This is a genomic window from Kineothrix sp. MB12-C1 (assembly GCF_030863805.1).
Classification (GTDB): Bacteria; Bacillota; Clostridia; order Lachnospirales; family Lachnospiraceae; genus Kineothrix.
The window spans coordinates 2,075,788-2,097,096 of the sequence record NZ_CP132957.1 but is presented as its reverse complement, the minus strand read 5'-3'; the positions used below and the strand labels follow the sequence as shown (position 1 = coordinate 2,097,096).

The window sequence follows — 21,309 nt, the reverse complement described above, 5'->3', positions numbered from 1 at the left end:
AAAAAGTGTATAAAAGCTTACCCTTTTCTTTTATTTTTTTGTATATCTACAGCAAACTGCTTCGCTGATACTCCTGTATACTCTTTAAAAACCTTAGAAAAATACTTCTGATCCGAATAACCTACACTGCATGCCACTTCATAAATTTTCATATCCGTGGATAAAATAAGTTCCTTGGCCTTTTCAATTCTAATCTTCTTCAAATAGTTGGAAAATGTCATTCCTGTCTCTTTGGCGAACAAATTACTGATATATTCAGGGGTCAGGCGAAACTTTTCGGCAAAGGTATCCAGCCCCAAGCGCATGCCATAACTTTCTTCGATAATGGCGAGCATTTCCTTTACCATTCCCGAGTATCCTTCTTCCCCAATATTGCTTATCTCTTTCCCTTTTCCGCCTGTGAACTTTAACAACATTTCCTTCACACTCGATATAGTGGCAGGTTTAAGCAAATATTCTTTGACACCGAGATGAATCCCTTTTCTGGCATATTCGAAATCAGCATAACCGCTAAGTATCACAAAGATGCATCGGGCTCCCATTTCTTTTGCCTTTTCAATCATCTGTAAACCATCGATCTTAGGCATCTGAATATCCGTAATCACAATATCCGGCTCCATATCCTGAATCATCTTAAGCCCTTCATATCCATTCTCTGCTTCCCCTATTACTTTACATCCCATGTCCACTTTGTTAATCAGATTGGAAAGTCCCTGCCTAATTCTGAACTCGTCCTCTACGATAACGATTGTTTTCATAGTTTGATCTCCTCTCTCTTTTTCCTCTTTGGTATAAGTAGAATAAATTCGCTGCCTTCTTCAAGCGTACTCTTCACCGTAAGCCCCGCTTCTTCCTGATAATATATCCTTAGCCTATGAATAATATTGCTAATGCCTATGCTCTTACTATTCAAAGGTCTCTTTTCCTTAATCTCTTCCCTAATCTCCGCAAGCGCTTCCTCGGACATTCCGCAACCATTATCCTTAATACGGATTTCCAACTTTTCATCCGGGCGAACGAAAGCCATAACATCAATCATTCCCCCCTCTCTTACTTCCTCAAAGGCATGTAAAATTATATTTTCTATAATAGGCTGCAGAAGCATTTTATAAATGGGAAATGACATCGCCTCTTCCGTAATATTATACCGACAGTCAAAAGAATTATGAAATCTATCCCTTTGAAGAAAGATATATTTTTTCAGCCAGCTTATCTCTGCTTCCAACACAACTTCCATGTCGATATTGGAAACACTATATCTCAAAAGGCTCCCCAAAGTCCCGAGCATATCGCTAATTTCCTCCTCGTCATGCTCAATCGCCCTCCAATTAATAGAATCCAGCGTATTAAACAGAAAGTGAGGATTGATTTGTGCTTCCAAAGCCTTTATCTCCGCATGTTTTTGATTAATTGCCGCCTCCTTAATTTCTTCATTCCTCTGGCGCAGCATTTCTACAAGCGAGTTAACCCTAGTCGTCATCTTATGGAACTGCCCTACAATTACATACAGCTCATCCTCTTCCCCTACGTCTACTTGAATCTCCCCTTTGCCGATTCCTTCATAATCATGAATCCCTTGAGCAATCTTCTGAATCGTATCGATATATTTACGTGAGGCAACAAATAGAAGCAGGAAAAAGAAACAGGTAACCGCCACCATAAGAACAAAAACCATACTTACTAAATGATAAATATCCCTACGGTACACAGCCGTATCGATAATATTAACAATCGTCCATACAGTCCCTTCAATCTTTCTTCGGTTCTCAGATATTCCCTTAATACTATCGAACTTCTCGCTCAGATAATCTTCATATTTCTTATTAACATCAATGCTGGCAACTCCTGCAATAACTTTCTCTTCATCATCTAAAATTACCGTTGTAATCCCATTGGCGGCTCTTTTCTCCCCATGTGCTTCATCACCCTTGTCAAACAAAAGCATTTCATCATCGAGAGCCATGATAAGTACACCCTCTTGCACTTTCGTCTTCAAGTGCTTCACCGGATATCCCATCATAATCACATAGTCATCTCTTTCCTTCGTATTGCTTAAATTGACGGCCGCCGCAAAAGCCAGCTGCTGCTCCTTATTGACTTTATCATAAATAGCATTTCTCTGTTCTTCATCTGACCAAATACTCTCATTGATACTGCCATAAAACTTGGAATAAGTTACGTATTGCCTGTTATCAGCAATAAAAGCAGCACTCTTAATTCCCTGATACGTATAGACACTTCTTCTAAGGAGTGTTTCCATATGTGATCCGTCTACAAGAAAAGAGTCTTCATCCCCTGAATTAATGCTATCGGCCAATCTAATACACTCTGTATTGATAAGCATTTCATATAAAACACCTTTCAATGAATCCATTCTTTCCTGAACTACAATTTCATGCTGCCTTGCATTCTCCTCCACAAGACTGTAAGCACCCTCCAAAATCCTATTATAATAGATAAAGCTCGCCGATAATGTAATAATAATGATGGGAAGTACCGCCAAAAGCAGATATGCGGCGATTACCTTTCTTTGTATACTCGACTTTCTTCCCAAAAAACCTTCAATATATTCTTTCATTCCTATCTTGTCCTCTGCTAATTTTCTTATGAGTTCCGTGATTATCTATTATACAGTTACTGTTCACACCTATGGTGTTCACAGCAACAATATCACACAAATTGCACAAAGAACATGCAATTTGGCGCCCGAAGCACTTGCAAAATCGCATGAAAATGCCAAGATAAAGCATTTGGCACCGCGATTTTAACTTCGCGGAATAGTGGCTGTGAACAGTAATATTATACACCATTTATAAAACTATGCTTTAGTTTTTATACACAAAAACAAAAAGCCATCATATCGCTATGATGGCCTTAAAAAGTATTACTATATTTTATCTTTGTACGCGCCCCGAAGCATCTCCGCCTGCCAATTTCTTCACTTCTCCCACACTGACCTGATTGAAGTCTCCTTCGATGCTATGCTTCAAACAGCTTGCTGCCACTGCAAATTCTATGGATTCCTGCGGATCCATATCCGATAAACTCGCATAAATCAACCCTGCTCCGAAGGAATCTCCGCCGCCCACACGGTCCACGATATGCATCGTATATTTCTTGCTAAAATAATATTCACCGCCGCAATAAAGCATTGCCGCCCAATTATTATCGTTCGCAGAAAGAGATTCTCTCAAAGTAATCGCTACTTTCTTAAATCCAAAGCGGTCTGCAAGTTCCCTTGCCACTTCTTTATAGCCTTCGTGATTTACTTTACCTGTAGTCACATCCGTATCTGCAGCCTTTATACCGAATACATCACCGGCATCCTCTTCATTGGCAATGCATACATCCACATATTGACAAAGTTCACCCATTACTTCTCCGGCCTTTTCTTTGCTCCACAGTTTGTTTCTGTAATTTAAATCACAGCTTATGGTAATTCCTTTTTCCTTCGCCTTCTTACAAGCCTGCAGACAGATCTTAGCAACATTATCTCCAAGCGCAGGAGTAATTCCTGTAAAATGAAACCAATCTGCATCTCCGAAAATCTTATCCCAATCGAAATCATCCTCTGCCGCCTCGGCAATCGAAGATCCTGCTCTGTCATAAATAACCTTAGAAGGCCTTTGGGAAGCGCCTTTTTCAAGAAAATAGATTCCTACTCTCTCTCCGCCACGTACGATATTGGATGTATCCACACCGAACTGTCTTAAAGAATTTATGCCTGCTTGTCCGATTTCATGCGCGGGAAGCTTAGTCACAAAAGCGGAGTCTAGACCATAATTAGCAAGGGATACTGCTACGTTGGCTTCTCCACCGCCATAAGTAGCTCCATAGCTTTGTGCCTGCACGAAGCGATAATAACCTTCCGGTGCCAGCCTTAACATAATTTCTCCAAATGTTACTGTTTTCTTACTCATAATTCTATATTCTCCTTCCTATTTCTGTAGGAGATGCACTGCGAAACCGCCGATCTCACCTTTCAAATAAATTGCCTTCAAGCTACCTTTATCATCTCTCTTGGCAGTCTCTTCGTCAAATTCAACGCCCTGCCTCTCCAAATGATACATCGCTCTTTCAATATAATTCGTACCAATCGCAATATGACCGTTCTTTCCGAGGTAGGGGGATTTCATCACTTCAATACCCGTTCCTGCAAAAATGGAACTTACCCCTGCCTTTTTCGTCATTCCAAAGATTGCCTCAAAGCTTCCTGCCGTATGGTCGGCTGCCGCCTCATCCGCTTCGTTGATTCCTACATGTTTCAACTCGAAGCCTAACATCTTCGTTACAGCCTCTCTTGTCAGTTCTTCTATCTTATTGAAGTTTCCTGCCTCCAGCAAATCTTTCTTTACCATCCAACTTCCGCCGCATGCAATAATCTTACCAAAATCGAGATATTCTTTTAAGTTATCTGCCGTTATACCTCCTGTAGGCATGAACTTCATCTTACCATAAGGAGCACTCATCGCTTTGATCATCTCAATTCCGCCCGCGGCCTGTGCAGGAAAGAACTTGACCGCATCCAAACCTAACTCAATAGCAGCTTCCACATCGCTGGGATTAGCCGTACCCGGCAGTACCGGAATATTCTTACCTACACAGTAGGAAACTACCTTCGGATTCAGCCCGGGGCTTACGATGAACTTCGCACCTGCTGAAACTGCCCGATCTACCTGCTCTATCGTAAGAACAGTTCCTGCTCCCACCAACATATGGGGGAATTCCTGCGCCATAATACGGATGGATTCCTCAGCCGCTTCCGTTCGGAAGGTAATTTCTGCACAAGGCAGCCCACCCTTAATCAGTGCCTCTGCAAGAGGCTTCGCATCCTTCACATCATCTAATGCAATAACAGGCACAATACCTATTTTGCTGATTTCTTCTAAAATTGGATTCATTTTGCTTCCTCCTCCTTTTCTACGATAGTACCATATACTTCTATCTGACTCAATGCCGGGAATGGAGAAGGGTCGTCCGCTTTAATCAGATTACCGAGCCGTACCCATGTAATACGCTTCTTCTCGAATTCCAGCACATGCGGCAAACTGCTCTTTTCCAAATCCCAAGTTATGCTCGTTCCATCGGAAAAGCTCAGCGTCACCTGCTTCCACCAACTATCGTGAGGGAAATCCGCACGAGTATACAGAACAATTTTGTCCGTTTCCACCTCATGTCCGAAATCCACACTCATTTGTGCATCCTTCTGTCTGTTAATTCCCCATGATTCGTAAGGCCACTCTCCATGGGAACGATTCTCACATACTCCATCAATCGCATTGTGGGCAGCAAAAACGGATTCCCCTCTTGTCTCCACATTCGCTGTGGCATGAGGATAGCAATTCGTTTCTCCATGCTGATCATATACGTTCAACGCCAGATTCCTATAAGCCTTTATTTCATCCTCTCGCGCTATCCGTGCATATAAATAATGTCTGTTACCATAAAATACCTTAGGGGAATAGCAAATTCTCTTTTCACCAAAAGGTATCTGATAAGATACATTATCCGTAATATATACAAACGCCGGTCCCATAGCGTCATCCATCTGTAAAACTACATGAATATTCTTCTCCGAAGTTTCCAATACAATACGGTCTCCCTCGGCATATTCCGCAGTGCAAACGAGGCTGACATAGTCATCCCCGTTGCTTACACATATTGTATTTCCATTTTTATCAAGAACTTTAAGTGCTAAAACCGCCATACTTATACCTGCTTTAACCTTCCAAAATTTCTTTTACACAAGATGCAATTGCATTATCTTTACAATTTGCAAAGAAATACTCTTTAAATTTTTCACCCGATAAAGCTCCTTTTACCAACTCTCTGTCCAGATTCCTTAGAATTGTTACCATATCCTGATGAGTCACTTTCTTCACTTCGTCGAGAATCTTTTTATTTCTCTGCTCAGGAATCACTCTATCCTTCGGATACCCCTGTCCGCTTTCGCAGGAGAATAACTTCTCGAAAATATAAGAAAGATTCAGCTCTGCACCCCAGCCGAAGCCTTTGGCAAAAGGAAGAGCAATCGCATTACCATCGTTGATCTGAGCAAACATATAAGCATCTGAAGGGTCTACAATATGTCCGCACAGCACTCCCGGGAAGGAATTGCAGGCGAGCATAGCGCCTTCTCCCGTACCGCAGCCGGTCACCACATAGTCAACTGCTCCCGCTTGAAGAAGCACTGCTGCGAGAATACCATTTTGCACATAAGTAAGAACATTCGGGTCCTCCGCACTGTACATTCCATAATTATATACTTCATGACCGAGTGGCTCCACTGCATTTTTCAAAGTATCATAAATCAATTCATTCTTAGCCGCCTGGCTGTTTTCATTAATTAAAGCTATTTTCATTTTTCTAATTTACTCCTTTCCAAGTATTCTTACGGTCTGCGCAATAAATGCGCAGACCTACTGAATAGCTACCCTATCGTTATCAATTACTGAGGTTGTTTACCGATATACGCAAGAATACCACCATCCACATAAAGCACATGACCGTTTACAAAGTCAGATGCATCGGAAGCCAGGAATACCGCAGGTCCTTCCAAGTCTTCCGCTTCTCCCCAGCGCGCTGCCGGAGTCTTTGCAATAATAAACTGATCAAAAGGATGTCTTGAGCCATCAGGCTGAGTCTCACGAAGAGGTGCTGTCTGAGGTGTAGCGATATAACCGGGACCAATGCCGTTACACTGAATATTGAACTCACCATATTCGGAAGCAATATTCTTAGTGAGCATTTTAAGCCCTCCCTTAGCAGCCGCATAGGCGGATACCGTCTCACGTCCAAGCTCGCTCATCATGGAACAGATATTTATGATCTTACCGTGCCCCTTCTTAATCATACTGGGGATTACTGCTTTAGAAACAATAAAGGGGGCATTCAGATCTACATCGATTACCTGGCGGAATTCTGCTGCTGTCATATCACACATAGGAACGCGTTTGATAATTCCCGCATTATTCACAAGGATGTCGATCACTCCTACTTCCTTTTCGATGAGAGTCACCATCTCTTGTACCTGATCTTCGTTCGTTACATCACATACATAGCCGTGAGCTTTAATTCCTATTTCTTCATAAGCTGCAAGGCCCTTATCTACTAATTCCTGCTTAATATCATTAAATACAATCGTTGCTCCTGCTTCTGCATAAGCGGAGGCAATTGCAAAACCAATTCCGTAAGAAGCTCCTGTTACTAACGCAACTCTGCCTTCCAGTGAAAACTTATTCATTACTGTACTCATATCCTTTTCTCCTTTTCCGACCAATCGATTTGTTTCATATAATCTATCGTAAATCCTTCATGGCTACTCCGTCCATGTCATCAAATGCCTGATTTTCACCTACCATTCCCCAGATAAAAGTATATGCTCTGGAGCCGCTGCCGGAGTGAATAGACCAGCTCGGTGATATTACTGCTTCTTCATTTCTCATTACAATATGTCTCGTTTCGTCTGGTTCCCCCATATAATGCATAACGAAGGCATCCTGCTGCATCTCGAAATAGAGATATACCTCCATACGTCTGTCATGAGTGTGACAAGGCATCGTATTCCATACGCTTCCCGGCTCAAGCTTAGTCATTCCCATAACTAGCTGGCAGCTCTCCACCTGCCCCGGAAGTATATATTTGCAAATGACTCTATGGTTGGCATCCTCTAAGCAGCCTAATTCCACTTTATTTTCATCCTTTACGATAACCACACCTTCTTCGGGTTCTCCCTCAGGTCTAATCAATACGGTAGGATAAGACTTATGGGCTGGCGCACTGTTGATGTAGAATTTCGCAGGATTGGATACATCTTTACTTGCAAAAAAGATATCCTTCGCGCCCATTCCTATATACATACCCTCTTTGAAGCCTACCTTATAACACTTTCCATCAACGATGATCGTACCTGCACCACCGATATTAATTACGCCCATTTCCCTTCTTTGCAGAAAATATTCTGCCCGCAGTTCATCTCCTGCTGTCAGTTCTAATTCCTTGGAAACCGGAGTTGCCGACCCCGTAATAATTCGGTCAATATGGCTGTATACAAGCTTAATCTCGTCTGCTTTAAATAAATCCTGAATCAGGAATTCTTCCCTTAGTCTCTCCGTCGTATAGTGTTTCACATCTCTTGGTGAAACTGCCGTTCTAAGTTCCATGCTTTTCCCTCCCTTTCTTCTCAACATGTAACATCTACTATCCTTTGTGACCTCATCTTATCATACTGTTTATCCCAATTCTTGTCTTTTGTTTTCACAAATGTTGCAAATATTGAACACAGCGCTTATAATAGAGCTCAAGGTAAGTGGAATATAAGACATTAGGGAAAGGAATTGAATTTATGAAGGAATTTACATCGTGTAAAATGGCAACTCAGCATTGCATTACGAATAAATATTTTGCTCTTGCTCATCTTTACAGCGATGAGAAGACGATGGATATGCATATTCATGACTGCTGTGAAATCTATTATTCAATATCCGGCGGGAAGCAATTTCTAATTGACAACCAATTCTATGATATTGAACCCGGAGATATTTTCTTTATTAACCAATATGAAAGTCACTATTTGACCCAGGTGGATACGGGTATTCATGAACGAATTGTTATTTCTGTTCATCCTGATTATCTGCGGGAGCTTTCTTCCGCTCATACTGATTTAAGCTATTGCTTCACTCATAGATTCGATGGATTTCCCCATAAGCTCCATTTGGATTCCGAAATGAGCAAACGTTTCATCTATTTAATACATAAAATAGCCGATAGCGAAGGCTTCGGCTATGATTTGATGGAACGTGCTATGTTTACAGACCTCATGGTTTTTTTGAATCGAAGCTTTTATGAATTCTGCCATAGTAAACCTATGGAAGAGGCCGTGGTTACCAATCATGCACAAGTAGATGATATGCTTACTTACATCAATAGAAATATCTCTGAGGACCTTACTTTGGAAACCCTTTCTTCGCATTTTCATTTAAGTTCTTCTTATTTGTGCCGTATTTTCAAGTCCACCACCGGAACCACCATCAATAAGTATATTACCGCACGAAGAATTACCATCGCCAAATCCTTATTAAATGAAGGACTTTCCGTCACGGAAGCCTGTGACAGATGCGGCTTCAACGATTACAGTAACTTCTTAAAGTCCTTTACTAAGGCAGTGGGCATATCCCCGAAGAAATATGCCCAATTCAACTCTTAATATAACTGTTCAGTACCTTCACAGTTATCTCTGAACTATGAGACAGAATATAAACCACGCCTTTTATCGGCCGTGGCTGTATGCCGCTGTTACTTCTGTCACTATTTCATTCCTTCCTCCGTCATCTGGAAATCTTCACAGCCTCTGCGCACATAGGCATAGCCATTAATATAAAAAGACAGCATCCTGGCAGATGAACTTTTGACAGATGCGGAAAAGATGGACTCTATCTCCCAGAACTTAATGGAAAATATGAATACACTAGAAAAGAAAATGGGACATTTTATAGTAGAATAAAATGAATCTTCGCCCGAACCTAGCAACACACAGTAAAAAATATTTACAAAACAACATTTGTAATATATAATTACCAAAGAGTTTCCTATACGGTGTTTGTTTACAAGCGCTTTAGCGGGAAGCTCTTTTACTATGACGAAGGAGAAACTGACTGAAATGAAGAAAATACTCGCCTCTTTAACAAAATATCTATCCGGACTTGGCATGCGCCGAATTCTATGCACGCTCATTGGTAATACTCTGCTTGGAGTCGGGGTTGCTTTTTACCGTCATGCCTCATTGGGCAACGATCCTTTTTCTTCCATGACATTATCTTTATCCATGCTCACCCCTTTGAATTACGGAACCTTTCTTTTATTCTTTAATTTATTTCTTTTTAGCTTTCAGTTTTTTTTCGGTAAAAAATACATCGGAATCGGAACGTTAGTAAATTGGGTTCTGGTTGGCTATGCAGCAGACTTATTCATGTATTTAGATAATCGTTTCGTTACACTTCCTGGTACTTATCCGGTTCGAATGATCGTTTTATTATTTGCTATTCTTATATCGGCAATGGGCGTGTCCCTCTATCAGACTTCAGCCTCCGGTATTGCTCCTTTTGATTACCTTTCATTGGGATTAGCAGAACGGACACGCATCCCTTATTATTTCTGTCGAATCGCCTGTGATGGAACCACAGTAATTATAGCCCTTATAGCCGGTGGATTAGCCAATAAGTTAGTCGGTATCGGAACCCTTCTTACTGTTTTACTACTTGGGCCCTTTATACAACTTTTTACAAGAACTATTTCAAAAAATATACTAAAACGAGTTTAAAATCCAAAAATATTGCAGATATTGAATATGCATATTATAATAAAATGATACCAGGGTCAAACGATCATGTGTTTCATGCTTGTATGAAAAAACATGACTTTGAGACCCGCAAAACATGAGAAAAGGAACGGGCATAGAAAATCATGAAAGAATTCATGTCTAACAAGGAAGCGCTTCAGCATTGCATTGCCAATAAACATTTTTCTCTCGCGCATCTTTACAGCGATGAGAAGCCTTTGGACATGCATATTCATGATTGCTATGAAATTTACTATTCCATATCCGGAGGAAAACAATTTCTCATCGATAATCGTTTTTATACGATTGAACCGGGGGATATCTTCTTTATTAATCAATATGAAAGTCATCATTTGACACAGATAGATGCCCGAATCCATGAAAGGATTGTCATCTCTATCCACCCCGATTATTTAAGCAGTATCTCTTCTGCTATCACTGATTTAGGTCATTGCTTTACTCACAGGGATACTGAATACCCACATAAATTTCATCTCGACCCTGATTTAGGCACTCGTTTTATTTATCTTATACACAAAATAGCTGCTGCAGAAGGATTTGGCACAGACTTAACAGAGCGTTCTGCTCTTACAGAACTTATGATATTTTTAAATAGGTTTTTTAATGAGTCCCGTTTCCTCACTTGTAACCAGGCAGTCACCACCAATCATGCGCAGGTGGATGATATTCTTTCTTATATCAATCAGCATATTTCTGAAGATTTGACATTGGAGAAGCTTTCCGAATACTTTTACTTAAGCAGTTCCTATTTATGCCGTATTTTTAAGTCCACCACAGGCACTACCATTAACAAATATATAACTGCAAGAAGAATCACTATCGCAAAGTCCTTGTTAAACGAAGGATGCTCAGTGACTGAAACTTATGAAAAATGCGGCTTTAACGACTACAGTAATTTTTTGAAGGCATTCACCAAAGCCGTGGGAATATCCCCGAAGAAATACGCTCAGTTTCATTCCTAATTTATGAAACAATTTGAGAGGAGAACTCCATTATGAAGCGAATACTTTTATTAACAATGCTCTGTTTCTTGTTAACAGGCTGTGGAAAAGAAGAAAAAACAGAGCAAACAAAATATACGCCAATCACTGCCGATGAAGCAAAAACAATCATCGATGGTGAAGACGAATATATTCTTTTGGATGTCCGTACACAGACAGAGTATGAAGAAGGGCATATCGAAGGCGCCTACTTAATACCCGACAACGAAATTAATGTAAGAGCTGAGGACGAGCTTGCAGACAAAGACACAACCATTTTAGTCTATTGCCGCAGCGGACGCCGAAGTAAATTGGCGGCACAGAGCTTAGCTGATCTCGGTTACACTAATGTATATGAATTCGGCGGTATTATCGACTGGCCTTATGAAACGGTTAAATAGAATTCGTCTTATAGCTCCACCTTGCAATTTCAGCGATTAATTCCAGAGGTAGAGGCTTATTGTGCGGAAGCTGTAATGAGCCTTTACTCGTCTTATACTCTGCGAGCCTTTCTGCAAAATACACCATGGCTTCTGCTCCAGGGTAGATTCCTATGTGATTTTTAAAGGATGCAAAATGGATAATATTATGTTTTTTCCAATAAGTTGGCATCTTCCACGATATCCGCTCCTGAGCATCCGGAATCGCTGTGCGAATTGTATCCCTCACCTGATTCAAAAGAGGCCGAATATTCTCAGGCTGTCCCGCAATGTACTCGTCAATTGTTCTTAGTATTTCTCCATCATTATTATCTTGATTTCTACTATTTTCTTTTTCTTTCATTTGTTGTCTCCTTTATCAATCTTAAAATTATACCATCTTTATAGAAATATCGTCCACATATATTGACCGAATAGCAATGATACTATACACAAATATATTGACAATCACAAAGTGAATACTTATTATTACCTATGTTATGATGTTGGGGTCAAAAGGTATTTTTCCCCATGATACCGGTAAAGGAGAATCAACAGCTATGCAACTTATTTACAAAACTCCCTCAGCCCAAGACTATATAAGCCTTAGATTGCGTTCCGGGATGGGAAATAAGGACTTAGGAAGAAGTCAGATCGCCTTGGATAATTCATTGTTCACGGTATCTTTATATGATGAAGGAATTTTAATTGCGTTTGGAAGAATCGTTGGCGATGGAGGCATCACCTATGTAGTAAGCGATATTATGGTGGATAAGGATTATCAAAGAAAAGGCTATGCAGAAGAAATTATGAAAGCCATAGATAACTACTTCGATAAGCACGCCCATGAAGACAGTTATATATGCCTGATAGCAAATTATCCTGCTGACTTGCTGTACCATAAGCACCATTTTGAATATTTACCGGAAGATAAATGCGGAATGCTAAGAAATCAACTTACAAAATAAAAAATAACTACCCCCTCTGATTTGAGCTGGGTAGTTATTTTTATATCTCTTTTGTTATATTGCCATTTTTATTTCATCTTCACATGTACAGAACTCTATCTTCTCAAGAAGCTTTTCCCATGCTTCCGTATCTTCCGTATGTGTTCTTAGCTCCAGAACCTTCCTAAGTCCAAATCCAAGAAGACCGAGCACAGACTTCCCATCGATGATACGACTTCCACACTGCAAGTCGATATTAGAGGGAAAGTTCTCCACCGCTCTAATATATCTCTCACATTCCTCCATTGAATTAAAAACTACTTTTACCGATTCCACCTTCTCTTCCTACCTTTCATAATGTAAACTACACCCCAATATTATTTCCTTTTACTGCTAATTTTATTCATCTTACCATATTTGTATATAAAAAGAGTGAACAATCTTTGACAAAATACTTAATAATTTATTATTTTTATCTTCAAATCTTATTTAAGGGGAATTATCGTAACTGTGAAGATACTGAACAGTTACGAATCATCTTTCTTTTTCGCTATCATCATCACTTGATATACTGGTTTTCCTATTAATAACATAATTAAAAAATTACAGATTCCATGCCATACATCCCAGGTCAAACCGCTAATCCAATATGCTAACGCATAGGAATGATCCACAGGAAGATAAGCAATAGCGAATAAAGATCCGAATATCAGTCCGAAAACTCCCGAAGCAATAGCCCAAAGTACGAATTCCTCCCCCAGGAAGCGCTTCAACAGAAGAACAAAGAGGCAAAGAAGAGGCCACACATAGAGATAGGATACCCACCAAATGCCAAATCCCCATTGTATTAATTCGAACATATTGAATACGGTAATTATAATAAAAGTCTCTGCTCCGAATACAAGTGTATAAATGATGATCAAGAAAGAGACTAACTCCACATTCGGAAGAAATTCCAGTGCCACCTTGGCAACATAGAGAACTGCACTCAAAAGTGCTATTCTCGTTATTTTTTTAATTGGCATTTGTTCCCGCCTTTCCGTAGCCTGGCATTACCAGCCTTGCGTTAGAACAAAGCTATAGATTTCTCCATCCTGCAAGGGTATTTCATCTGCTCCGATAGTCGCTGCTTCACCGTTTACCATCACACACCACCAATATTGGTTATCCACATCCTCTTGCATTCCACCGAATCCGGTGATATAAATGCCATAATCGGATTCTTGCCATTCACAATCCTCAAAGCTACGCATAAAACTGCCTAAGTATTCTTCTTCGGACGTACACTCTGTTGTTTCCGAATATCCATCCCGCTCAGAAGTCACTATCACTTGAAAGTTCTTCACACCTTCCTGCCCGGGACGGTAATTCAAGAGACCTGCAGCAATTCCTGCCACTGCTATTACAACGGCAAAAACCGCCACTAGCATAATTTTTTGTTTTTTAGTCCATTGTTTCATTTTTCTCCTTCCTCTCTTACCAGAGATAGGCGAAACATCGCTTCACCTATTAATTAATTGATTCCAGTAAGTCTTAGGACTTTGCTTCTATCGATTTACCCGCCTTCTCATACATCTGAAATATATCCCTTGTACAATGGCATCTTGGGCAAGCCGTCCGCATCACCTCAGAGTAAGCTGTCAATGATTCTCACATTGTTCCTTATTAAGCAGAACGCATAATATTTTAAAAATATTACACATTCTTATACGCTGAAATCTAATTTCTTATTTTATCACCGATTCCAATTATTAGCCAGCTATTTTCATACTATATGGCTGCGCATTTTCATACTATATGGCTGCGCATCAATCGGTTATTTAATAGGAGCACTTTCCTAATTAAATAAAATAAATCCCCTAAGAGCAATTGCTCCCAGGGGATATTTCCAACTACATCTGTAACTGTTCAGTACCCTCACAGTTACCTGTATCTATATTAATATTAAGTTCCGAATTGCTTCAGAATTATAATCTCTTCAGCAATTCTTCCCTCTGCGCTTCGTATCCCGGCTTACCGAGAAGGGCGAACATATTCTTCTTATAGCTTTCTACACCCGGCTGATCGAAAGGATTTACTCCAAGCAGATATCCGCTTACACCACATGCGAACTCGAAGAAGTAAAATAGTTCACCGAGGTAGAACTCGTTTACCTCAGGTACATTTATAATCAAGTTAGGAACATTTCCATCGGTATGTGCGAGAATCGTTCCATTCATGGCGCTCTTATTCACGAAATCCACGGTCTTACCTGCAAGATAATTAAGTCCATCCAAGTCTACCGGCTCTGTACCGAGTATGATTTCTTCTCTGCTCGTTTCGATATTAATTACCGTCTCGAAAAGGGTTCTTGAACCATCCTGAATAAACTGTCCCATAGAATGTAAATCTGCAGTAAGGTCTACACTTGCAGGGAAGATACCCTTTTGGTCTTTTCCTTCGCTCTCACCGTACAACTGTTTCCACCATTCAGAAACAAAATGTACACAAGGCTCATAGTTAGCCAGAATCTCTATTGTCTTGCCTTTTCTTAATAAGATATTACGAAGGGCAGCATACTTCAATGCCTCGTTGTCCTCAAAGGAGGATTCTAGCGCACTCTTTCTTGCACTTGCCGCACCTTCCATCAAAAGGTCAATATCCGCTCCGCTAACTGCTATCGGAAGTAATCCTACTGCGGTGAGTACAGAGAAACGTCCGCCTACATCATCAGGAACAACGAAGGATTCGTAGCCTTCCTCTGTAGCAAGGCTCTTAAGAGAACCTCTCGACTTATCAGTAGTAGCGTAGATTCTCTTTGCCGCTTCGGCCTTACCATATTTCTTTTCCATCATTTCTTTGAATACGCGGAATGCAATAGCAGGCTCTGTAGTCGTTCCGGATTTACTTATCATATTGATGGAGAAATCTCTATCTCCGATTACATCCATAAGATGTTTAATATATGTGGAACTGATAGAATTACCTACGAAATAAATCTCAGGTGTCTTTCTAACAGACTTATCCACCGAATTGTAAAAACTGTGTCTTAAAAACTCGATAGCTGCCCTGGCTCCCAAATAGGAACCGCCAATACCGATAACAAGAAGTACCTCTGAATCAGCCTGAATCTTAGCAGCCGCCTTTTTAATTCTATCAAATTCTTCTTTATCATAGTTTACCGGCAAATCAATCCATCCGAGGAAATCATTACCCGCACCTGTCTTGGAAACTAGAACTTCCTTTGCATCCAATGTCAGCTTCTTCATAAGTTCCACTTCGTTGTCACTTATAAACTGTGAAGCCTTGGAATAATCAAATGTAACTTTATTACTCATTTGTTTCGCTCCTTTATCCGCCCGGTTCAGTGTTTCCCGGGTTTATATTCGTAATATATTGGGTGGTCACGTTAAGTTTAGCAAAGTTGAATTTCTTTTTCAAGAGAAACATTCACACAGATAGCGTAAATTTACTGTAGGATTTAATTGGGTAGAGAATCCCCTTGATGTGTTTTAGATTTAACCTCTTTTCACAATATACCTACTTTCTATTCTTTTTACAATCCCCAAATGTGGTTTTTAAAATAAGCTATCTTTTTCACTTCTGGAAAGGGAATGCTATGAGTTATCCTTTCTACATAGCGTTGTTCCTCTGTCAGTCGCTTGCTTTCCGATCGAAACATCTCGCTGCTTAAATAGATTCTTTCTTCTGTACCCACTGCCATGGGCAACTCCTGCTTTTGCATTCTCACCAACTCCAACATATTTCCTTTGTTTGCTTTATAAATCCTTAGCTTTGCCATTTGGTGAACTCCATGCTTACTCCACCCTAATGGTCTGGAACTCATCCTGTCTGCGTAGATATGGCTCACATGTCCTTCTGCACTGCATCCCACTTGTGTTTCTTTATTTCTCAAACCCTGCATGATCCCATCCCAATGCCCTAGGATATAAGCCATACTACTTTCTACCTTTTTCCTTTGTGCTTCGTTTTCTGTTATATTCAGGATTTTTTCAAAGGTCTCGGATGCCATCCATTTCGCTCTCTTGTGTATGGCACCATACAGTTCACTTCTTGCATCCTCTGACGAATCCATTAAATGCGAAGTTGCTGCTGTGATATATTTCTGCATATGGAATTTATCCAGTACGAAGGTTGATCCGGCTATAAATTTACGTCCGCTTTTTATCCAGGCTGCACCATCTCCATTAATATAAATCTGTTTTATGGCATCCATGTCATAGGTGGCGCTGATATACTCATAAATCTCTCGCCAGAACTGTTCTACTCCTTTGCTTCCCTCATATATGCCCCCAAAGTACTTCGGATTGATCAGCTTAAACCTTTCGCTTTTAGGCGCTTCTGATTCCGCACCTTCATATACATAGGCTATTTTAGGCATACTGGTGTTGCTTCGAGGTTTCGTGATATCTCCCTTTTTCTCGAGATACTGCAATGACACATGATCTTCATCTGCATCAATATAAAGATAGGAAACCTGTTTTTTATTCTCTATTTTTTCTGGTTTTGTATGAAATTTCAGATCATGTATCTTATTTTTTACTGTCTGTTTGCTGACTTTTTCGGAAAGACTGGCTCTGATTCCTCCTTTGCGATAGCTACTGTCGACCGCTTCCTCAAGCATCTGCGCCTGTGCATCTTCTGTCATCCTTACATGGCTTTCTAATCCCATGATCCGATCTAGCAGATATTCACAGGCTCCAGTCTTCTTGTTCTTAAACAGTGTCTTGCAATATCTCACAGTTCCAAGGCTGGTAATCAGGGATGTTTCATCTCGTCTGCTTATGACCCAGTTTCTCCTTCTGTATCCGCTGTTTCTCAGTTCTTCATCCATACTTTCAAAAGTCTCCGCAATCATGTCCAGTCCTAACTGTACTACACTATCTGTAATTCCATAGATAAACTCTGCTTGTTGTTGAGGATCTTTCAAAAACTTTTCCAGAACTCCTGTTAAATTTTTTGCCCCATTTTCTTCAAACTGTTGTATACTTTTAATCATAGAGAGCACCTTCCTTTGTGTCCGATTTTTTCTTAGTCGTTAAAATCATAACACAAAGAGGCGTTCTCTTTTTATTCAATTAATATCCTACAAAAACTTTACCCTAGCATTCACACATGACCCGCGCTATACAAAGAATTCCCGAAGCAGCTCTTCCAGCTCTTGCTTTTCTTTATGAGAAAATGCAGGAGTTTTTTTCTGGGGAACACGCTCCTTTCTCTCTTCTGTTTCATCTTTTGAGCTTGTTTCCGCTTCCCCACGCCTTGGGGCAAGACCGATTTCTTCACGTAAGGCGCAGATATCACGATTCACTTGCTTATCAGGCTTGTCCTCCTTCTTAATAGTATCCCCACCGGTAATCTCAGCCCAGTCGATAGCGGATTGGCGCAGCTTATTGACCATATGATTTTCCAGATAGTCCACAAGGTTGATTTTCAGCCGTTCTCTTTTCCCCTGTATATCCACAAGCCCGGAAATAGAGAAAAATACATATAATCCCAAAAAACTGACAATATAATAAGGAAGTACCTTGCCTACCGTTTCCCCGTGCATAATCTCTCGGCAAGCACCGCCGCCTGCAACAGCAACTGACAGAAGCATAAGCTGACCGGATAAGTGTTTAATACTCGTTAACGATATCCCCATAAAGGACATCTTCGCCATGAACTTATCCACAAACACTGGAATATTCGATACACCTTCATTTAACTGATAGCAATTGGCGAACTTTAACTTACATTGTTTTAGTAATTTATTTCCCGTAGAAGACATGTTTTCTGTCTCTTTTATCATCCTTCGGTATATCACTCCTGCCATGACCTGGCATAGAATGCTCAATAGCAGCAATAGAAAAAAAGCACCGCTGAGAAGTTTATTCTCCAAAAAGACCTCAAACATGAACTGCCTCCCTTTCCTAACTTGAATACAATAACCTCGTCTTAGAAACTAAGTATTAATTATAACTATTAATTCAAATATTATAAACAAAACCCTGTCGCATCTCAATAGAATGTACGGTGTAAGGCATTGCGAATTTCGACACGTGAAGGAAACCACTGGAAAATTAGTTTCTTCTCTGCTATAATTGTTTCATATGTTTACGAAAGGCATGGTTACTTAAGATGAAATATCAGCCAAAGGGCGTATGCCCCTCATCCATAGATGTTGAACTAAGTGATGACATTATACAATCCGTTTCCTTTACAGGCGGATGCAACGGTAATTTACAGGGAATCTCCAAGCTAGTAGAAGGAATGAAGGCACAGGATGCTATCGAACGGTTACAGGGAATCACCTGCGGCCATAGGGTAACCTCCTGCCCAGATCAACTTGCAAACGCACTTACAGCCATGATAAGTAATAAGTGAACATCATCAAAGGTGATTTTAACGGATTTTCCATGTGACAGTGAGGATACTGAACAGTCACATTTGTGACGGTGAGAGGATCGAACTGTTACGAACTGAGTAATTAAGTCGGGAGGCATTTTATCAATGGCAAAAAGAATCGTACTTACCGGTGGAGGAACAGCCGGACATGTAACTCCTAATATTGCGTTAATCCCGAGACTCCGGGAGCTGGATTATGAAATATATTATATAGGTTCATACGAAGGTATAGAGAAGAAATTAATTGAAGATTTTGATATTCCGTACTTCGGGATAGCTACCGGTAAGTTCCGTCGATATTTCGACCCCAAGAACTTTACCGATCCTTTCCGCGTTATGAAGGGCTACTCAGAGGCTAAAAAATATCTAAAAGATATTGCACCCGATATTGTTTTCTCCAAAGGCGGATTCGTTAGTGTTCCCGTCGTTCGGGCTGCCGCCTCCCTCGACATTCCTTGCATTATTCATGAATCGGATATGACACCGGGACTTGCCAATAAGCTCTGCATTCCTGTTGCGGATAAAATATGCTGTAACTTTCCGGAGACCATTCAAATGCTTCCGGAAGGAAAAGCGGTACTCACCGGCTCTCCAATACGGGAAGAGCTTGCCAGAGGCAATCGTATTGCAGCCTATGATATATGTAAATTTACTGCGAATAAGCCTGTCATAATGGTAATTGGAGGCAGCCTCGGAGCAGAGGCAATCAATAAAACGGTACGCGATGCCCTTCCTAAGCTTTTACAGGACTTTCAAGTGGTTCATATCTGTGGCAAGGATAAGGTCGATAATCTAATGTTGAATATTCAAGGCTATAAGCAATTTGAATATGTGAAATCAGAACTTAAGGATATCTTCGCAATGGCAGATGTGGTCGTATCGAGAGCAGGTGCTAATTCTATCTGCGAACTCTTGGCTTTAAAAAAGCCAAACCTTCTCATTCCTCTTTCCGCTCACAGTAGCCGGGGTGATCAGATTTTAAATGCGAAGTCTTTCGAATCTCAAGGTTTCAGTCTTGTTATCGACGAAGATTATTTAACGGAAAATCTATTAGTAGAAAGAATACACGAACTTTATTTTACAAGACAGACATATAGCGATGCGATGAGTAAGAGCAGCCAGCTTAACTCCATCCGCACGATTACAGATTTAATTGAAGCTACCCGCCACTCTTAAGAGCTTCCTAATGAAAACTCTGGGCGAAGAATCATAAAAGATTCTTCGCCCTAAATTTTGTGAGTACTGCAAGTACCAAAATATAGTTTTATCGCATTTTGTGTGCATATAGGTTACAGTTTAACCTAAGGCTGAACTGTAATCCAACTATTAATAAGCTCTTCATTGTTATTCATCCAATTACGGGCTGCATCCAGCGGCTCACCGTCGTACTCTTCAATCTCTCCCATCAAATCGCCTAATTCGCCTTCTGACATTTTAAAGTTCTTGATAAATTCTACGACTTCCGGCATGTCTTCTTCCAAGCCTTTTCTGGAATATTTATAAATATTCTCAACCTCACCAAATACTCCCTTAGGATCTTCCAGAACCTTCAAATCCCATTTTGCGAACTTCCAGTGAGGTGCCCAGCCGGTCACTACGATAGGGTTATTTGCATCAATTGCTTTTCCCAAGGCTGCTGTCATAGTCGGTCCGCTGCCCGTCAGAAGCTTATAATCGAGTTCATACTCTTCCAGTGCTTTTTCCGCTGCCACCATCAAGCCGGCCCCCGCATCAATTCCTACAATTTCACCTTCGAAGATATCCTTATTCTCATTGAGTTCTTCTATGCTGTCAATTTCAACATAAGAGGGGACGATTAGCCCCAGAAGTGCATTTTCATAGACAATACCCAGATCTACTATATCATCACCATATTTTTCAAGATAACTTTCATGGGTTATGGGAAGCCATACGTCCAGAAAGGCATCGGTATTTCCGCTGGCAACAGAAGCGAATACGGGTGCAGCATCTGCCATAGTCAGATCTACTTTATATCCCATTTTATCCTCCAACACTGCTGCTGCAAGGTTCGTCATCGCTATCCCTTCTGCCCAATTGACATAAGCCAGCTTAACAGTGCCTTTCGAGCCGGCATCTTCATTATTACCGCAACCTATAAGAGTTATTGCCGTCAATGATACTGCTATTATTGCTCCAATTATTTTTTTAAACATAACTTCCTCCTATTTTCTCATTTTATTGTAACAGTTCGGTATCCT

23 protein-coding genes and 1 riboswitch are annotated in these 21,309 nt (G+C 40.5%); of the genes, 7 read left to right on the top strand and 16 right to left on the bottom strand.

The annotated features are described in order from the left end of the window. Nucleotides 1-17: 17 nt before the first annotated feature. From RBB56_RS09715 to kduI, 8 genes are all read right to left on the bottom strand, one after another. Nucleotides 18-758 carry a response regulator transcription factor gene (locus tag RBB56_RS09715; RefSeq protein ID WP_306718667.1) on the bottom strand — a complete coding sequence of 247 codons (741 nt, stop codon included), beginning with the start codon at nt 756-758 and terminating at the stop codon, nt 18-20. After that, nucleotides 755-2,578 carry a sensor histidine kinase gene (locus tag RBB56_RS09710; RefSeq protein WP_306718665.1) on the bottom strand — a complete coding sequence of 608 codons (1,824 nt, stop codon included), beginning with the start codon at nt 2,576-2,578 and terminating at the stop codon, nt 755-757. The genes RBB56_RS09715 and RBB56_RS09710 overlap by 4 nt, the downstream gene beginning before the upstream one ends. 316 nt (nt 2,579-2,894) lie before the next feature. Beyond that, the gene (locus tag RBB56_RS09705; protein WP_306718664.1) at nt 2,895-3,920 is read right to left on the bottom strand and encodes a sugar kinase; all 1,026 of its coding nucleotides are present in this window, start codon (nt 3,918-3,920) and stop codon (nt 2,895-2,897) included. 18 nt (nt 3,921-3,938) lie between these two features. Beyond that, on the bottom strand, nt 3,939-4,901 hold the full coding sequence (gene eda / locus RBB56_RS09700; protein ID WP_306718662.1) for a bifunctional 4-hydroxy-2-oxoglutarate aldolase/2-dehydro-3-deoxy-phosphogluconate aldolase: 963 nt from the start codon (nt 4,899-4,901) through the stop codon (nt 3,939-3,941). Beyond that, the gene (locus RBB56_RS09695; protein ID WP_306718660.1) at nt 4,898-5,707 is read right to left on the bottom strand and encodes a DUF7402 domain-containing protein; all 810 of its coding nucleotides are present in this window, start codon (nt 5,705-5,707) and stop codon (nt 4,898-4,900) included. The genes eda and RBB56_RS09695 overlap by 4 nt, the downstream gene beginning before the upstream one ends. A gap of 13 nt (nt 5,708-5,720) precedes the next feature. Continuing rightward, complete coding sequence (locus RBB56_RS09690; RefSeq protein ID WP_306718659.1) at nt 5,721-6,362, bottom strand: RpiB/LacA/LacB family sugar-phosphate isomerase; 642 nt, start codon at nt 6,360-6,362, stop codon at nt 5,721-5,723. A gap of 86 nt (nt 6,363-6,448) precedes the next feature. Continuing rightward, complete coding sequence (locus tag RBB56_RS09685; protein ID WP_442905452.1) at nt 6,449-7,243, bottom strand: gluconate 5-dehydrogenase; 795 nt, start codon at nt 7,241-7,243, stop codon at nt 6,449-6,451. Between the two features lie 55 nt (nt 7,244-7,298). After that, a complete protein-coding gene (gene kduI / locus RBB56_RS09680; protein WP_306718656.1) occupies nt 7,299-8,162 on the bottom strand; it encodes a 5-dehydro-4-deoxy-D-glucuronate isomerase in 864 nt (287 codons plus the stop codon). A 182-nt stretch (nt 8,163-8,344) separates the two neighbouring features. On the opposite strand from kduI, the gene RBB56_RS09675 reads away from it, so the two are divergent. From RBB56_RS09675 to RBB56_RS09660, 4 genes are all read left to right on the top strand, one after another. Continuing rightward, complete coding sequence (locus tag RBB56_RS09675; protein WP_306718654.1) at nt 8,345-9,205, top strand: helix-turn-helix transcriptional regulator; 861 nt, start codon at nt 8,345-8,347, stop codon at nt 9,203-9,205. A 429-nt stretch (nt 9,206-9,634) separates the two neighbouring features. Then, the gene (locus RBB56_RS09670; RefSeq protein ID WP_306718653.1) at nt 9,635-10,318 is read left to right on the top strand and encodes a YczE/YyaS/YitT family protein; all 684 of its coding nucleotides are present in this window, start codon (nt 9,635-9,637) and stop codon (nt 10,316-10,318) included. Between the two features lie 143 nt (nt 10,319-10,461). Further along, nucleotides 10,462-11,319, top strand: coding sequence for a helix-turn-helix domain-containing protein (locus RBB56_RS09665; RefSeq protein ID WP_306718651.1), 858 nt, complete (start codon nt 10,462-10,464; stop codon nt 11,317-11,319). A 32-nt stretch (nt 11,320-11,351) separates the two neighbouring features. After that, nucleotides 11,352-11,738, top strand: coding sequence for a rhodanese-like domain-containing protein (locus RBB56_RS09660; RefSeq protein ID WP_306718649.1), 387 nt, complete (start codon nt 11,352-11,354; stop codon nt 11,736-11,738). Here RBB56_RS09660 and RBB56_RS09655 read toward each other — a convergent pair. Continuing rightward, nucleotides 11,731-12,120 carry an iron chaperone gene (locus RBB56_RS09655; RefSeq protein WP_306718648.1) on the bottom strand — a complete coding sequence of 130 codons (390 nt, stop codon included), beginning with the start codon at nt 12,118-12,120 and terminating at the stop codon, nt 11,731-11,733. The two genes, RBB56_RS09660 and RBB56_RS09655, sit on opposite strands and share 8 nt — an antisense overlap. A gap of 259 nt (nt 12,121-12,379) precedes the next feature. Between RBB56_RS09655 and RBB56_RS09650 the strand changes: the two genes are divergently transcribed. Further along, the gene (locus RBB56_RS09650; protein ID WP_306718646.1) at nt 12,380-12,724 is read left to right on the top strand and encodes a GNAT family N-acetyltransferase; all 345 of its coding nucleotides are present in this window, start codon (nt 12,380-12,382) and stop codon (nt 12,722-12,724) included. A gap of 54 nt (nt 12,725-12,778) precedes the next feature. Here the strand turns inward: RBB56_RS09650 and RBB56_RS09645 are convergent, their stop codons facing one another. The 6 genes from RBB56_RS09645 to RBB56_RS09620 form a co-directional block, all read right to left on the bottom strand. Then, on the bottom strand, nt 12,779-13,039 hold the full coding sequence (locus tag RBB56_RS09645) for an HPr family phosphocarrier protein (RefSeq protein WP_306718645.1): 261 nt from the start codon (nt 13,037-13,039) through the stop codon (nt 12,779-12,781). A gap of 191 nt (nt 13,040-13,230) precedes the next feature. Continuing rightward, the gene (locus RBB56_RS09640) at nt 13,231-13,728 is read right to left on the bottom strand and encodes a hypothetical protein (RefSeq protein WP_306718644.1); all 498 of its coding nucleotides are present in this window, start codon (nt 13,726-13,728) and stop codon (nt 13,231-13,233) included. A gap of 27 nt (nt 13,729-13,755) precedes the next feature. Continuing rightward, nucleotides 13,756-14,163, bottom strand: coding sequence for a DUF4430 domain-containing protein (locus RBB56_RS09635; RefSeq protein WP_306718642.1), 408 nt, complete (start codon nt 14,161-14,163; stop codon nt 13,756-13,758). Between the two features lie 48 nt (nt 14,164-14,211). Beyond that, nucleotides 14,212-14,398: riboswitch (cobalamin riboswitch) on the bottom strand. Nucleotides 14,399-14,670: 272 nt separating this feature from the next. Further along, on the bottom strand, nt 14,671-16,020 hold the full coding sequence (locus tag RBB56_RS09630) for a glucose-6-phosphate isomerase (RefSeq protein ID WP_306718641.1): 1,350 nt from the start codon (nt 16,018-16,020) through the stop codon (nt 14,671-14,673). Nucleotides 16,021-16,238: 218 nt separating this feature from the next. Then, nucleotides 16,239-17,702 carry an ISLre2 family transposase gene (locus RBB56_RS09625; RefSeq protein WP_306718640.1) on the bottom strand — a complete coding sequence of 488 codons (1,464 nt, stop codon included), beginning with the start codon at nt 17,700-17,702 and terminating at the stop codon, nt 16,239-16,241. Nucleotides 17,703-17,828: 126 nt separating this feature from the next. Further along, nucleotides 17,829-18,599, bottom strand: a complete 771-nt coding sequence (locus tag RBB56_RS09620; RefSeq protein ID WP_306718639.1) for a hypothetical protein — start codon at nt 18,597-18,599, stop codon at nt 17,829-17,831. Between the two features lie 224 nt (nt 18,600-18,823). Between RBB56_RS09620 and RBB56_RS09615 the strand changes: the two genes are divergently transcribed. Both RBB56_RS09615 and RBB56_RS09610 read left to right on the top strand, forming a co-directional pair. Beyond that, nucleotides 18,824-19,069, top strand: coding sequence for a TIGR03905 family TSCPD domain-containing protein (locus RBB56_RS09615; RefSeq protein ID WP_306718637.1), 246 nt, complete (start codon nt 18,824-18,826; stop codon nt 19,067-19,069). A 126-nt stretch (nt 19,070-19,195) separates the two neighbouring features. Further along, nucleotides 19,196-20,266: an undecaprenyldiphospho-muramoylpentapeptide beta-N-acetylglucosaminyltransferase gene (locus RBB56_RS09610; protein ID WP_306718636.1), complete on the top strand. Its 1,071-nt coding sequence runs from the start codon at nt 19,196-19,198 to the stop codon at nt 20,264-20,266. A 125-nt stretch (nt 20,267-20,391) separates the two neighbouring features. Here the strand turns inward: RBB56_RS09610 and RBB56_RS09605 are convergent, their stop codons facing one another. Next, nucleotides 20,392-21,264, bottom strand: a complete 873-nt coding sequence (locus tag RBB56_RS09605) for a glycine betaine ABC transporter substrate-binding protein (protein WP_306718635.1) — start codon at nt 21,262-21,264, stop codon at nt 20,392-20,394. Nucleotides 21,265-21,309: the final 45 nt, after the last annotated feature.

Excerpts from the sequence above, each read along its gene's own strand:
- RBB56_RS09665 (WP_306718651.1), top strand. The coding sequence starts at position 10,462 with ATGAAAGAATTCATGTCTAACAAGGAAGCGCTTCAGCATTGCATTGCC.
- RBB56_RS09655 (WP_306718648.1), bottom strand. The coding sequence starts at position 12,120 with ATGAAAGAAAAAGAAAATAGTAGAAATCAAGATAATAATGATGGAGAA.
- RBB56_RS09710 (WP_306718665.1), bottom strand. The coding sequence starts at position 2,578 with ATGAAAGAATATATTGAAGGTTTTTTGGGAAGAAAGTCGAGTATACAA.
- RBB56_RS09605 (WP_306718635.1), bottom strand. The coding sequence starts at position 21,264 with ATGTTTAAAAAAATAATTGGAGCAATAATAGCAGTATCATTGACGGCA.
- RBB56_RS09625 (WP_306718640.1), bottom strand. The coding sequence starts at position 17,702 with ATGATTAAAAGTATACAACAGTTTGAAGAAAATGGGGCAAAAAATTTA.
- RBB56_RS09610 (WP_306718636.1), top strand. The coding sequence starts at position 19,196 with ATGGCAAAAAGAATCGTACTTACCGGTGGAGGAACAGCCGGACATGTA.
- RBB56_RS09670 (WP_306718653.1), top strand. The coding sequence starts at position 9,635 with ATGACGAAGGAGAAACTGACTGAAATGAAGAAAATACTCGCCTCTTTA.
- kduI (WP_306718656.1), bottom strand. The coding sequence starts at position 8,162 with ATGGAACTTAGAACGGCAGTTTCACCAAGAGATGTGAAACACTATACG.
- RBB56_RS09685 (WP_442905452.1), bottom strand. The coding sequence starts at position 7,243 with ATGAATAAGTTTTCACTGGAAGGCAGAGTTGCGTTAGTAACAGGAGCT.
- RBB56_RS09620 (WP_306718639.1), bottom strand. The coding sequence starts at position 18,599 with ATGTTTGAGGTCTTTTTGGAGAATAAACTTCTCAGCGGTGCTTTTTTT.
- RBB56_RS09675 (WP_306718654.1), top strand. The coding sequence starts at position 8,345 with ATGAAGGAATTTACATCGTGTAAAATGGCAACTCAGCATTGCATTACG.
- RBB56_RS09705 (WP_306718664.1), bottom strand. The coding sequence starts at position 3,920 with ATGAGTAAGAAAACAGTAACATTTGGAGAAATTATGTTAAGGCTGGCA.
- RBB56_RS09660 (WP_306718649.1), top strand. The coding sequence starts at position 11,352 with ATGAAGCGAATACTTTTATTAACAATGCTCTGTTTCTTGTTAACAGGC.
- RBB56_RS09715 (WP_306718667.1), bottom strand. The coding sequence starts at position 758 with ATGAAAACAATCGTTATCGTAGAGGACGAGTTCAGAATTAGGCAGGGA.
- RBB56_RS09695 (WP_306718660.1), bottom strand. The coding sequence starts at position 5,707 with ATGGCGGTTTTAGCACTTAAAGTTCTTGATAAAAATGGAAATACAATA.
- RBB56_RS09650 (WP_306718646.1), top strand. The coding sequence starts at position 12,380 with ATGGGAAATAAGGACTTAGGAAGAAGTCAGATCGCCTTGGATAATTCA.
- eda (WP_306718662.1), bottom strand. The coding sequence starts at position 4,901 with ATGAATCCAATTTTAGAAGAAATCAGCAAAATAGGTATTGTGCCTGTT.
- RBB56_RS09630 (WP_306718641.1), bottom strand. The coding sequence starts at position 16,020 with ATGAGTAATAAAGTTACATTTGATTATTCCAAGGCTTCACAGTTTATA.
- RBB56_RS09640 (WP_306718644.1), bottom strand. The coding sequence starts at position 13,728 with ATGCCAATTAAAAAAATAACGAGAATAGCACTTTTGAGTGCAGTTCTC.
- RBB56_RS09635 (WP_306718642.1), bottom strand. The coding sequence starts at position 14,163 with ATGAAACAATGGACTAAAAAACAAAAAATTATGCTAGTGGCGGTTTTT.
- RBB56_RS09615 (WP_306718637.1), top strand. The coding sequence starts at position 18,824 with ATGAAATATCAGCCAAAGGGCGTATGCCCCTCATCCATAGATGTTGAA.
- RBB56_RS09690 (WP_306718659.1), bottom strand. The coding sequence starts at position 6,362 with ATGAAAATAGCTTTAATTAATGAAAACAGCCAGGCGGCTAAGAATGAA.